A 12,362-nucleotide genomic window follows, 5' to 3' on the forward strand; every position below is an offset into this window, starting at 1 on the left:
TCAGCTCTGTTCGTGTTTGGGCTCGCGGATCTTGTACCAAGCCACATACAACGCAGGCAAAAACAAAAGTGTAAGCAAAGTCGCAATGATGATCCCGCCAATCATCGCGTAGGCCATTGGCCCCCAGAACACCTCACGCGCGATGGGGATCATGCCCAGGCTTGCAGCGGCTGCCGTGAGCAGGATCGGCCGGCGCCTGTGCTCGGTAGCCTCCACCACCGCATCCCACGGTGAATAACCTGCCACTTCATACTCGTGAATCTGCGTCACCAGAATCACCGAGTTACGGATGATGATGCCGATCAGCGCCAAAATCCCCAGGATCGCCACAAAGCCCATGGGCGTGCCCGTGGGGATCAGCGCCAGCACCACGCCGATCAAACCGAGCGGCGCGACACTCGCCACCAGGAACATCTTCTGCACACTGTGCAGTTGGATCATCAGGAAGGTCGCCATGAGGAACAGCATCAACGGCACCACGCTGGCAATCGGGCCCTGGGCCTTGCCGCTTTCCTCCACGGTGCCGCCGGTGGCGACCTTGTAGCCCACCGGCAAGCCGGCGCTGAACTTATCGATCTCCGGCTTGAGCTGTTTCACCAGGTCCGTCGGCTGCATCTCATCACGCACCGACGCCTTGATGGTGATCGTCGGTTTACGGTCGCGGCGCCACACCAGCGGCTGCTCCAGCTCGTAGCGCACCGTGGCGAACGCCAGCAGCGGAATCGAGGTGCCGTTGGGTGTGACGATCTGCAGGTTCTGCAAGGTTTCCGGCGTACCGCGTTCGGCATCTTCGGCGCGGCCGACCACGTTGATCAGGTAGATATCGTCATGCACCTGGGTCACCGAGGCACCGCTGACCACGCTGTTCATCAACTGCGCCACGTCTTCCGACGACAGCCCCAGCTGGCGCGCCTTGTCCTGGGCGATGTCGATGCGCAGCACTTTGCCCGGCTCGTTCCAGTCGTAGATGATCTCGCCCAGGTGGGTGTTCTTGTCGAGCAAGGTCGCCAGTTCGATGGCGTGTTTGCGTACTTGGTCGGTGTCTTTGCCCGACACGCGATACTGAATCGGCCTACCTACCGGCGGGCCCATTTCCAGCGGCTGCACAAAGCTACCAATGCCGACGAAGTCATCGCGCAGACGCTTTTGCAAGCGTGCGATCAACTCGCCGCGCTCTTCCAGGCCCTTGCTCACGATGACCAACTGCGCGTAGTAGGGATTTTCCAGTTGCTGGTCCAACGGCAGGTAGAACCGAATCGCGCCCTGACCGATATAGGTGCTCCAACGCGCGATGTCCGGGTCGTCCTTGATGATCGCTTCCAGGCGGTCGACGGCCTTGCGCGTCTCGTTGATCGAGGCGTTTTGCGGCAGGTTCAGGTCAACCAGGATTTCCGGGCGGTCCGATGACGGGAAGAACTGGTTCTGCACAAACTGCATGGAGAACACCGACGCCACAAACAGCGCCACGGTGATGCCAATCGCCCACCAACGGTTACGCATGGCCCAGAGCATGCCGCCATTGAACGCCCGGCCAATTCGCCCCGGCTCGGCATCGTGAGGCTTCACCTTGGCACTGAGGATATGCACGCCGATTACCGGCGCAAACAGCACCGCCACCACCCACGACACCAGCATCGCCACGGCAATCACCGCGAACAGAGTGAAGGTGTACTCGCCCGCCGAACTGGCGTTGAGGCCGATGGGCACAAAACCGGCGACCGTCACCAGCGTACCGGTCAGCATCGGGAACGCCGTGGAGGTGTAGGCGTAGGTCGCTGCCTGCTCCTTGGTTTCGCCTTTCTCCAGGCGCGTGATCATCATTTCGACGGTGATCATGGCGTCGTCCACCAGCAGGCCAAGGGCGATAATCAGCGCGCCCAGGGACACCCGCTGCATGGTGATGCCGCTGTATTCCATGAACACGAACACCAACGCCAGCACCAACGGAATCGAACACGCCACCACCAAGCCGGCGCGCATGCCCAAGCTGATAAAGCTCACTACCAGCACGATGATCACCGCCTCGAACAACGCGCTGGTAAAGCCGCCGACAGCCTCTTCCACCACTTCCGCCTGGTCGGACACCTTGTGCACGCCGACGCCCACCGGCAGGTCGGCGGTCAGCTCGTCCATTCGCGTATGCAGGGCCTTGCCGAACGACTGGATATTGCCGCCCTTCTGCATGGCAATCGCCAAGCCGATGGCCGGCTTGCCGTTGAACCGGAACATCGGTCGCGCCGGGTCCACATAGCCACGACTGATATCGGCAATGTCCGCCAGGCGATAGAAACGGTCATTGAGCCGCAGATTCACATTGGCGAGGTCTTTCTCCGAAGCGAACTGCCCCGACGTGCGCACGGAAATCCGCTCCGGCCCGGCCTCAATCACCCCGGCCGGCGTCACCGCATTCTGCGACTGCAGGCTCTGCACCACCTGGCGCTGGTCAATCCCCAGGGCCGCCAGTTTGCGCGTGGAGAAGTTCAGGTAAATCACTTCGTCCTGCTGGCCGATCATCTCGACCTTGCCCAGCCCCGGCACCGAACGGATCTCGGCGCGCACCTGCTCCACGTAGTCGCGCAGCTGGCGCATCGACAGGCCGTCGCCGGTAAAGGCGTACACCGAGCCGAACACGTCACCGAACTCATCGTTGAACGATGGGCCCTGCAAGCCCTGGGGGAAGGTGCCGCGAATGTCGTCGATCTTTTTACGGACCTGGTACCAGATCTCCGGGATGGCCTTGGCGCTGGTGGTGTCCTTGAGGAACACGAACACCGTGGACTCGCCTGGCCGCGTGTAGCTTTTCACGTAGTCGAGGGAGTCGAGTTCTTCGAGTTTTTTCTCGATGCGGTCGGTGACCTGCTTGAGGGTTTCTTCCTGGGTCGCGCCTGGCCAGCGGGTCTGGATCACCATGGTCTTGATGGTGAACGAAGGGTCTTCCTCCCGGCCCAGGTTCATGTAGGAAAACACGCCCATCAGCAGCGCGACGAACATCAGGTACCAGACGAAGGACTGATGCTTGAGGGCCCAGTCGGATAAGTTGAAGCTCCCTTTCATCGCGGGCTGTCCTCGTCGATTTTGACTTTTTGCCCAGGCTTCAGGCTGTTCACGCCAGCAGTGACGATACGCTCGCCGGGTTTGACGCCGCCATTGAGCAAGGCGCTGTTGGCGTCACGGCTGATCAGGCTGATGTCGCGCGGTTGCACGGTCTGGCTTTGGGTGTCGAGCAGCCAGATGCGGGTCTTGCCGTCGACCTCCTGCAAGGCACTCAAAGGCACTTCGATGCGTGGCGCAATGGCGGTGCTCAAGGTCACGCTGATCGCTGTGCCGAGGCGGAACGCAGGCGGTGTTTCCGCCAGGGTCAGCCGCGCGCGCCGGGTGCGCGTGGCGCTCTGGGCCTGGGGTTCGATCTCGCGCACGATGGCGGTGGTGTTGACACTTGGGTCGAGTTGCCCGGCGACCAGGAACACCACGTCATGGGGCAGGCGCTCGGCCAGGCCGGCGGGCAGGTCGATCACCGCTTCCTTGATATCCGGGCGGGCCAGGGTCACCACTTGCTGACCGGCACTGACCACCTGGCCGGCTTCGGCATTCCACGCGGTGACAATGCCAGCGTGGTCGGTGCGCAGTTCGGCGTAGTTGAGTTGGTCCTTGGCTTGGTTGACCGAGGCTTGTGCCTGGTCAAGAGAGGCCTGGGTGGTTTTAAGGTCGGTCTGGGCAATATCCAGCTGGGCCTGCGCGCCGACGCCACGGTTGAACAATTCCTGCTGACGGCGGGCATTGGCCTGGGCGTTGATGAATTGCGCCTGCACACGAGCCAGATCGCCCTGGGCGGCGCGCAATTGGTTTTGTTGGTCGGTGGGGTCGAGGACGGCAAGCAAGGCGCCCTTCTCCACCTCGGCGCCCACGTCCACGGCGCGGCGGGCAATGCGGCCGGGCACGCGGAAGCCCAGGTTGCTTTCATAACGCGCCTGGATGGTGCCGGCAAAACGGCCGAGGTTTTCCTGGTCCTCGGCTTTCACTTCCATCGACAGCACGGGGCGCACAGGCTCGGGTGGCGGTTCTTCCTTGGAGCAGGCCACCAGCAACAGGCTGGCGGCGAATATTCCCGTCAGGCGCTTCATGGCTGGGCTCCCTGCTGGGCAATCTCGACAATCATGCCGGGGTGCAGCAATTGCCCGCCGGCCACCACGACTTTTTCGCCACCTTTGAGGCCATCGCCAATGATGACTTTGCCGGTGAGATAACGCGCCACGCTGACTTTGTGTAGTTGGGCCTTGCCGTCGCTGTCGATCAACCACACGGCGGGTTCGCTGAGGTCCTTGGTCAGCGCGGCCCAAGGCAATTCGATGCTGGCCTTGGCCGGGCCGTTGGCGGTGGCGCTGACCACCGAGCCCAATTCCATGCCTTTGGGCAACGCTTGCAGGGCGATTTTCACCTGCACGGTGCCGGTATTGGCGGCCACGGCGGGCGTAACTTCACGCACCTTGCCCACGGCCTTGATATTCGGGTTATCCAAGAGGCTGACGGTGATCGGCGCCTCCGGCGGCGGCTCCACCAACAGCGACTCATAGACGTTGAATACCGCATCGCGCTCGCCATCCCGGGCCAGGCTGAAAATCGGCACGGTGGCCTGCACCACCTGGCCGACTTCGGCTTGTCGCGCAGTAATCACGCCGGGGGCTTCGGCGATGAGCGAGGTGTAGCCGAGCTGTTCGCGGGCGTTGGCCAGCTGGGCCTGAGCGGCGGCCAAGGCGCTTTGGCTGCTGCGCAACGCGGCCTGGGCGGAGTCGTATTCGCTGCGGCTGGTATAGCCCTTGGGCAAGAGCTTTTCCTGGCGCACGAAGGCGGCGGCCGTCTGTTTGACCCGCGCTTGCTCGGCCACGACCTGGGCCTGGGCGGAATCGACGTTGGTCTGCAAGTCCTTGGGATCGAGCTTGGCCAGCACTTGCTTGGCGCTCACCCGATCACCGACGTCGACCATGCGCTGGATGATCTTGCCGCCGACGCGGAAGGACAGGTCGGTTTGCACACGGGCCTGGATATCGCCGGTCAGCGTGACCGCCGCGGCGAAGTCAGCCGGCTGCACGGTCTGCACAAATACCCGCGAATGCTGCTTGGGCTCAGCCTTTTCCTCGCCACAGCCGCTTAACAGCGCCAGTAGGCCAAGTCCGAAAATAAAGGTGCAAATGCGACCGCCCATGCAGGCTCCTTGTGCGTGATGCCGACGTGCCAGTGTGTATGCGACTGTGAGCTTAGTTCAGGGTTCCTTATCTGCATGGAGGCTCCCATACTCCAATGGTTCCCACGCCGACTGAATGCCCATGCTCAAGACCCTCGCGGTGGCCAATTACCGCTCGATCAATAAATTGGTAGTGCCCCTGGACCGACTCAACCTGGTCACCGGCCCCAATGGCAGTGGCAAGTCCAACTTGTACCGCGCCCTGCGCCTGCTGGCGGAAACCGCCCAGGGCGGGGTGATCAATGCGCTGGCCCGTGAGGGTGGGCTGGATTCGACCTTCTGGGCCGGACCGGAGACCATCAGCCGGCGCATGCACAACGGCGAGGTGCCGATTGAGTCCACCGTGCGCCAAGGCGTGAAACGCCTGCGCCTGGGGTTTGCCGGGGAGGATTTCAGCTACGCCATTTCCTTGGGGCTGCCTGAACCGAGCGAGTCGTTTTTCTCTCTCGACCCCGAGGTCAAGAAGGAATGCATCTGGGCCGGCCACCTCTACCGCCCGGCCAGCCTGCTGGTGCAGCGTTCCGGGCCGATGGTGCGGGCGCGTGAGGGTCGCGCCTGGGATGTGCTGGCCCAGTACACGCCGAACTACCACAGCCTGTTCGATCAGGTCGGCAACCTGCGCGGTTCACCGGAGGTGTTGCTGTTGCGCGAAAGCATCCGTGGCTGGCGCTTTTATGATCACTTTCGCAGTGATATGGACGCGCCGGTGCGTCAGCCACAACTGGGCACACGCACGCCGGTGTTGCATCACGATGGGCGCGACCTGGCGGCGGCGTTGCAGACCATCCGTGAAATCGGCGATCCCGAGGCCTTGCAGCGTGCGGTCAGCGATGCTTTCCCCGGCGCGCGCCTGAATATCCAACCATTGCAGGGTGGGCGCTTTGCGATTGAGTTTTATCAGGAAGGTTTGCTGCGGCCATTGTCGGCGGCGGAGCTGTCGGACGGCACCTTACGTTACCTGCTGCTGATCGCAGCGCTCCTCACACCTCGGCCACCGACCATGATGGTACTGAACGAGCCGGAAACCAGTTTGCACCCGGACCTGCTGCCGGCGTTGGCGCGCTTGATAATCCAGGCGTCCCAGCAGTGCCAGGTGTGGGTGGTGTCCCATGCCAGCCGCTTGATTGCAGCGTTGCAGCAGGATGCGGGGTGCAATTCGATTGTGTTGGAGAAGGTGCTGGGGGAGACCCGGATTGTGGGCCAGGGGATTTTGGATGCGCCGGCGTGGCATTGGCCGGAGTAATGCTCGTTCCCACGCAGAGCGTGGGAACGAGCAAATAGAGATCAGCCCTGCCACTTCCCGCCTTCAACAATCACACTCTCAGGCTTGGTGTCATCGCTCAGCTCTTTACGCACATATTGGTCGTACAGCTTGAGCAGGAATTTCTCCTCGCCCAACTTGGCCAGTTCGGCATTCACCCAGTCGCGCAACTCGATGTTGCCCTTCTTCACGGCCGGTGCAATCGGCGCTTCATCACCCAGTTTTTCTTCCAGCACACGGTAACCCGGGTTCTGCTTGGCCCAGCTGAACAGCACCAGGTTGTCCTGGGCGTAGGCATCACCACGGCCGGCGGACAGCGCTTGCAGCGACTCGGAGTTTTTCTCGAACTTGAGCAGTTTCCAGTCCGGGTGGTTCTTGGTCAGCCAAATATCGGCGGTGGTGCCGGTGGTGACGATGGTGGTGCGGGTAGCCAGGTCATTCAGGCTTTTTACGGCGCTGTCGTTCGGCACCAGGGCCTGCACCGCCACTTTCAGGTTGGGGTTGGTGAAGTCCACCGCTTCCTTGCGTTCCGGGGTCACGGTCATGTTGGCGAGGATCAGGTCGACCTTGTCGCTTTGCAGGAACGGAATGCGGCTGGCCGGCTCGACGGCCACGAACTCGACCTTGTTTTCATCGCCCAGCAGGTCCTTGGCGAATTGGCGACCGATGTCGGTATCGAAACCAACGTAGCGGCCGGCTTCGTTCACAAAACCAAACGGCGGTTTGTCGGTGAATACGCCGACGATCAGCTTGTCGCGGGCCTTGATCTTGTCGATGTAACTGACAGCGGCAGGTTTTACAGGCTCTTCGGCCTTTTTATCGCAGCCGACCAGTAAAGCGACGGCAAACAGTGGCAGCAGTAACTTTTTCATATCAGCGCAAGTTCCTTAGGTTTTTTGGGCAGTGTTGAAACAAAGGAGAACTTCTCCAGGAACTGCTGCGCGCGTGCGGTTTGCGGGTTCGTAAAGAATGCCTCGGGGGTGTTCTGTTCGAGGATGCGACCGGCTTCCATAAACACCACGCGGTCGGCGACGGCGCGGGCGAAGGCCATTTCGTGGGTAACGATCAGCAGGGTCATGCCATCGCGGGCCAGGCCCTGGATCACTTCCAGCACTTCCTTGACCATTTCCGGGTCGAGGGCGGCGGTGACCTCATCAAAGAGCATGACCTGAGGGTTCATGCACAGTGAACGGACGATGGCGATGCGTTGCTGCTGGCCGCCGGAGAGCTGGCGCGGGAAGGCGTCGCGCTTGTCGGCCAGGCCTACGCGTTCCAGCAGTTTCTCGGCCTGTTCGCGGGCTTCGCGCGGGTCGCGCTTTTGCACTTTCAACGGGCCGAGCAGGATGTTGTCGAGCACGCTCATGTGCGGGAACAGGTGGTAGCTCTGGAACACCATTCCGACGTCTTGGCGCACCTGCCGCCAGTCGGTTTGTTTGCCCAACAACTCCTTGCCGGCAAACCGCAGGCTGCCGCTGTGGGCCACTTCCAGGCCGTTGAGGCAACGCAGCAAGGTGCTTTTTCCGCAACCGCTGGGGCCGAGGATCACCACCACTTCGCCGCTTTGCACGCTCAAGTCGATGCCTTTGAGCACCTGCGCCTCGCCGAAGAATTTGTTGAAACCCTGGAACTCGATCAATGCGCTCATGCTTGGGCCCAGCGCCGTTCCAGCACCTTGGAGGCGGCCGACAACGGGTAGCAGATAAAGAAGAAAAACAGGAACAGCACGCCGTAGATCAATACCGACTCATAGGTGCGTTCGATGATTTGCTGGCCAACCTTGATCACATCCACCACGCCAATCAGCACCGCCAGGGAGCTGGTCTTGATGATCCGCGTGTAGACGTTGATGGTCGGCGGGGTCATGCGTTTCAGGGCTTGGGGCAGCAGCACATAGCCGTAGAGTTGCGGGTCCGAGAGGCCAATCGACAGCCCCGCTTCACGCTGGCCACGGGGCAACGAATGCAAGGCGCCACGCACTACCTCGCCCACTTCGCTGGCGCCCCACAACGAGAGCACCAGCACTGCACACCAGAAGCTCGGAATGCTCAGTCCGAAGAAAATCGGCAGGCCGAAAAACAGCAGGTACAGCCACACCAGCACCGGGATCGCGCGGAACAGCTCCAGGTACACCCGCAGCACCGCGTTGATCAGCCGGTTGTTCAAGGTGCGCAACACGCCGTACAGCACGCCGCCGACAGTGCTGAAGGCGATGCTCAAGAATGAAATCGACAAGGTTTGCGCAGCGCCTTTGCCCAGTTGCGGCAACGACACCCACAGCAACTCAAGACCCGAACTGGCCATGCTGGAGCCTCCTTTCCAGGCGGCTGAGCAACAGCGACAGCGGCAAGAACAGCAACACGCAGATCAGCGTCAGTACGGCGAGCATTTCGTAGGTCTTGTAGTAGAGGGCGATGTAGCTCTTGGTGGTGTAGAGAATCTCCGGCACCGCCACGGCGGAGACCACGGTGGTCTCTTTGAGTAGGAAGATGAAATTGGCGAACAGCGCCGGCAGGCTGAGGATGCCGGCCTGGGGCAGGATCACATGGCGCAACAGCTGCCAGTCGGACAGGCCGATGGACTTGCCCGACTCGATCTGCGCCAGCGGCACCGCTTCCACACCGGCACGCAGTACTTCGGTGAGGTAGGCACCGCCGAGGAAGGTCATGGTGATGATCGCCGCCCAGAACCCGGAAATATTGAAGCCCAGGGCCGGCAGCGCGAAGTACACGAAGAACAGCTGGATCAGCAGCGGCGTGTTACGCGCCAGCTCCACATACAACGCGACCAGGCGCGACAGGTACGGCGTGCGAAACACCAGCAGCGCCGCATTGATCAGCGCCACTAGCAACGAGGTGGCAATGGCGATCAGGCCCACTTGCAACGTCACGCCCACGGCTTTGAGGAAAGCCGGCAGGGTGCTGAGGATAAAAGCGAAATCGAAGGTCATTTCCAGTCCATGACGCCGCAAGGGTAATGCAGCGGGCGCAATCCGATCCGGCGTGGGTAACGCCGGGTAGCGCGAACTTTAAAGGTATAAAAAAGAAAATTTAAATACCAAAATGGCATATTGATATCACCCAAAAAGATAACCACCGGATTCGCGGGTTTGCCGGGTGGCAGCTATGGTTGGGGGGTCTGAGATTCGAGGGATTGAACCATGCAGGAAGTGAAACCGATGGATCCGCAGGAGTTGGTGAAGTGGTTGATGGCGCTGCGCAGGGCGATCAATAGTCAGGCGCTGTAAAAAAACAGCCTCACCATGGTGAGGCTTTTTTTCATAGGCTCAACCTTGGGTGGAAGGCTGCCGATCAGCACCTCCCGCCATGGCTTTGGTGGCGCTGTTTTGCTGTTCTTCGGTCTCAAAGTTGACGTAGTTGTCCGGGAACTTGAAGTGGGAATCCACCAGGCCCCAGTACTCTTTATTCTGTGGCTTTGCCATGTCCCAGATACGTTCTGCAGAGGAGGCGGCGTCGTTACGGATCAGGTCCGGTCGTCCTTTGGCTTCTTGTATCACCCTGTCAACATGCCCACGTAGTGCATTGGGCCCGGTGGTTTCGATGGTACTTTTATTCGGACGGCTGAAGTAACGATCGCCGGCGTATTCATTGCCGTTCATCGAACGGTATTTGTCCCCGATGTCATCAATCAGGCTCTTCAGCATCGCGCTCTGGGAGTGGCTGGAGAACAGCGCGTTGGCAAAATAGGGGGTGGCGTTGCCACTTGCCTCACTCTTGCCTGCAGCCATGCCGACCAGCATCAGGTCTGGGTGGGCATTTAAGGCGCCGTCAAGCGGGCGCACGCTTTCCAGGTCAATATCCGTGTAGGTGCCGCCATAGTGATTGACGATTTCATATCGGGCGACGTCGGAAGCTGCGGCGTAACCGCCGTTGCGGCCCATGATTTCATGCTGATACACGTCCTTGTTTTGCAGGCGTATGTCGGCAGGATTGCTCAAGTCACGTATCTGCACGTTCTTCAGATCGCTGAAACGCTCCTGTAAAGCCGCCAGGGTCGTCGTGTCACCGGGAGGGTTACTGGCGTAGCGGTCCCAGGACTTTGTCGTCTGGTCAAGAATGGTGGCTTCTGCTTGATGAAACTTGTCATCGGTACGTGAAGCGTGACGCTCAAAAGCACTGAGCACTTGAGAGGCGTTCTGGGGCGTAACTTTTCCACCCTCTGGCAGCAATGCTTCCTTCAATGCTTTGTTACCTGAAGACAAAAGTTCTTTATTAAGTTCTGCAATAACTTGCTTCTGCTCGATTTGATTGCGAGGCCATTGCAGCGGGTTATTAATTGCTGTCTTAAGCTGACTGAACAACCCTCGAACGGGTCTTTCTGACTGGTAGTTTGGGTAAACACTTTCGGCTTTTGCCTGAGCCGATTTATTAGTTGCGTAAGCATCAAACTGAGTAGAGTCAACCCATAACATAATTTTATGGTTCGGGTTCATGGTGGCCCACTGGCGTAAATAAGTATCCTGGTTCGAACCCGGTTTGGAGCCCACCCAGACCATGTGAATATTATTGGGGACTGGCTTGAACTGATCTTCGGGGTATTTTGCTTCAAATCCTGCAGCAGATGGCGAATGAGTAGCGTCATTCACATGGCCAGCCATAGGGGTTCGTACATCGTAAGGAGAAATGGATTTCATCATAATGACACTGGCTTCCAAAAGTTGGTAGAACTCACGGGCGCCTCCATGCGATGACTCTTACAACACGCGCAAGCTTGGCCCTACTAAACCAACTAAGCAAAACGTAAAATGTAAGACAATTTAAAGATACACTCAGACACAATCCATCAGGCCCGCCGATGAACTCAACGGTGACCTTCAACCAATAATTTATTTAACGCCTTTAATCTAAGTTCTCTTCTTTATCAAAAAACCGGAATAAAAAAACGCCGACGCGATGCAAGCCGTCGGCGTTCAAACCTTGAAGGGGGTTTTGAGTTACATCAGAACGCAGGCACGACCGCGCCGTTGTACTTCTTCTCAATGAACGCTTTGACTTCCGGGCTGGTCAGGGCCTTGGACAGTTTCTGGATAGCGTCGCTGTCCTTGTTGTCCGGGCGAGCCACCAGGAAGTTCACGTACGGCGACTTGGCGTCTTCGATGATCAGCGCGTCTTTGGCTGGGTTGAGGCCAGCTTCCAGGGCGTAGTTGGTATTGATAACGTCAAGGTCAACCTGGTCGAGCACGCGTGGCAGGAGCGCCGATTCCAGTTCCTTGAACTTCAGGTTTTTCGGGTTGCTGGCAATGTCTTTCGGCGTGGACAGGGCATTGGTCGGATCTTTCAGCGTGATCAGGCCATTCTTTTGCAGCAGCAACAGGGCACGTCCGCTGTTGGAGCCTTCGTTCGGGATGGCCACAGTGGCGCCATCCTTGAGCTCAGAGATGTTCTTGATCTTTTTCGAGTAGCCGCCGATGGGTTCAACGTGCACACCGACCACGGTCACCAGATTGGTGCCCTTACCCTTGTTGAAGTTTTCCAGGTACGGCAGGGTCTGGAAGTAGTTGGCATCCAGGCGCTTTTCGGCCACCTGCGTGTTAGGTTGAACGTAGTCGGTGAAGACTTTGATCTGCAGGTCCACGCCTTCTTTGGCCAGGGTCGGCTTGATCAACTCGAGGATCTCGGCGTGGGGGATCGGGGTCGCGGCAACGACCAGTTTCTCGTTGGCCTGGGCGAAGCTTGCAGTCAGGGCAGCCGCCAGTGCGGTAAACAACAGAACCTTTTTCATGCAGTGTCCTTATCGGAATTGCGGGGCGTCTCTGACGACCGATTTTTATGTAGTGTGCCAGCGAAGTGCTATCGCGGCGTGAATGGGACAATACCTAGATTTTTTATTCCCGAACAATATCTT

10 protein-coding genes are annotated in these 12,362 nt (G+C 59.4%); 1 reads left to right on the forward strand and 9 read right to left on the reverse strand.

The window, feature by feature from the left end; genetic code table 11:
• From H096_RS13590 to H096_RS13600, 3 genes are read right to left on the reverse strand one after another with little or no spacing between them, the layout of a single operon-like run.
• Entirely contained in the window at positions 1-3,054 is a 3,054-nt protein-coding gene (locus H096_RS13590; protein WP_033898837.1) for an efflux RND transporter permease subunit, read from the reverse strand.
• On the reverse strand, positions 3,051-4,121 hold the full coding sequence (locus tag H096_RS13595) for an efflux RND transporter periplasmic adaptor subunit (RefSeq protein WP_033898846.1): 1,071 nt from the start codon (positions 4,119-4,121) through the stop codon (positions 3,051-3,053). Before H096_RS13595 ends, H096_RS13590 begins: the two co-directional genes overlap by 4 nt.
• The gene (locus H096_RS13600) at positions 4,118-5,200 is read right to left on the reverse strand and encodes an efflux RND transporter periplasmic adaptor subunit (RefSeq protein WP_033898848.1); all 1,083 of its coding nucleotides are present in this window, start codon (positions 5,198-5,200) and stop codon (positions 4,118-4,120) included. The genes H096_RS13595 and H096_RS13600 overlap by 4 nt, the downstream gene beginning before the upstream one ends.
• A 121-nt stretch (positions 5,201-5,321) precedes the next feature.
• On the opposite strand from H096_RS13600, the gene H096_RS13605 reads away from it, so the two are divergent.
• Entirely contained in the window at positions 5,322-6,482 is a 1,161-nt protein-coding gene (locus H096_RS13605; protein WP_033898968.1) for an AAA family ATPase, read from the forward strand.
• A gap of 41 nt (positions 6,483-6,523) precedes the next feature.
• On the opposite strand, the gene H096_RS13610 is transcribed toward H096_RS13605, so the two are convergent.
• The 6 genes from H096_RS13610 to H096_RS13635 all read right to left on the reverse strand — a co-directional run bounded on the left by H096_RS13610 (position 6,524) and on the right by H096_RS13635 (position 12,239).
• Complete coding sequence (locus tag H096_RS13610) at positions 6,524-7,372, reverse strand: transporter substrate-binding domain-containing protein (RefSeq protein WP_033898850.1); 849 nt, start codon at positions 7,370-7,372, stop codon at positions 6,524-6,526.
• Positions 7,369-8,145: an amino acid ABC transporter ATP-binding protein gene (locus H096_RS13615; protein ID WP_033898852.1), complete on the reverse strand. Its 777-nt coding sequence runs from the start codon at positions 8,143-8,145 to the stop codon at positions 7,369-7,371. Before H096_RS13615 ends, H096_RS13610 begins: the two co-directional genes overlap by 4 nt.
• Positions 8,142-8,801: an amino acid ABC transporter permease gene (locus tag H096_RS13620; RefSeq protein ID WP_033898855.1), complete on the reverse strand. Its 660-nt coding sequence runs from the start codon at positions 8,799-8,801 to the stop codon at positions 8,142-8,144. Before H096_RS13620 ends, H096_RS13615 begins: the two co-directional genes overlap by 4 nt.
• Positions 8,782-9,447, reverse strand: coding sequence for an amino acid ABC transporter permease (locus H096_RS13625; protein ID WP_003187615.1), 666 nt, complete (start codon positions 9,445-9,447; stop codon positions 8,782-8,784). Before H096_RS13625 ends, H096_RS13620 begins: the two co-directional genes overlap by 20 nt.
• Positions 9,448-9,783: 336 nt before the next feature.
• A complete protein-coding gene (locus H096_RS33175) occupies positions 9,784-11,154 on the reverse strand; it encodes a TcdA/TcdB catalytic glycosyltransferase domain-containing protein (RefSeq protein ID WP_082461560.1) in 1,371 nt (456 codons plus the stop codon).
• A 302-nt stretch (positions 11,155-11,456) separates the two neighbouring features.
• Complete coding sequence (locus H096_RS13635) at positions 11,457-12,239, reverse strand: MetQ/NlpA family ABC transporter substrate-binding protein (RefSeq protein ID WP_033898862.1); 783 nt, start codon at positions 12,237-12,239, stop codon at positions 11,457-11,459.
• Between the last annotated feature and the right edge of the window lie 123 nt (positions 12,240-12,362).

This window comes from Pseudomonas sp. FH1 (assembly GCF_000510895.2).
GTDB lineage: Bacteria > Pseudomonadota > Gammaproteobacteria > Pseudomonadales > Pseudomonadaceae > Aquipseudomonas > Aquipseudomonas azotoformans_A.

What these genes read in the sequence shown, in the direction of transcription:
- H096_RS13590 (WP_033898837.1), bottom strand. Translation starts at nt 3,054, where the DNA reads ATGAAAGGGAGCTTCAACTTATCCGACTGGGCCCTCAAGCATCAGTCC.
- H096_RS13595 (WP_033898846.1), bottom strand. Translation starts at nt 4,121, where the DNA reads ATGAAGCGCCTGACGGGAATATTCGCCGCCAGCCTGTTGCTGGTGGCC.
- H096_RS13600 (WP_033898848.1), bottom strand. Translation starts at nt 5,200, where the DNA reads ATGGGCGGTCGCATTTGCACCTTTATTTTCGGACTTGGCCTACTGGCG.
- H096_RS13605 (WP_033898968.1), top strand. Translation starts at nt 5,322, where the DNA reads ATGCTCAAGACCCTCGCGGTGGCCAATTACCGCTCGATCAATAAATTG.
- H096_RS13610 (WP_033898850.1), bottom strand. Translation starts at nt 7,372, where the DNA reads ATGAAAAAGTTACTGCTGCCACTGTTTGCCGTCGCTTTACTGGTCGGC.
- H096_RS13615 (WP_033898852.1), bottom strand. Translation starts at nt 8,145, where the DNA reads ATGAGCGCATTGATCGAGTTCCAGGGTTTCAACAAATTCTTCGGCGAG.
- H096_RS13620 (WP_033898855.1), bottom strand. Translation starts at nt 8,801, where the DNA reads ATGGCCAGTTCGGGTCTTGAGTTGCTGTGGGTGTCGTTGCCGCAACTG.
- H096_RS13625 (WP_003187615.1), bottom strand. Translation starts at nt 9,447, where the DNA reads ATGACCTTCGATTTCGCTTTTATCCTCAGCACCCTGCCGGCTTTCCTC.
- H096_RS33175 (WP_082461560.1), bottom strand. Translation starts at nt 11,154, where the DNA reads ATGATGAAATCCATTTCTCCTTACGATGTACGAACCCCTATGGCTGGC.
- H096_RS13635 (WP_033898862.1), bottom strand. Translation starts at nt 12,239, where the DNA reads ATGAAAAAGGTTCTGTTGTTTACCGCACTGGCGGCTGCCCTGACTGCA.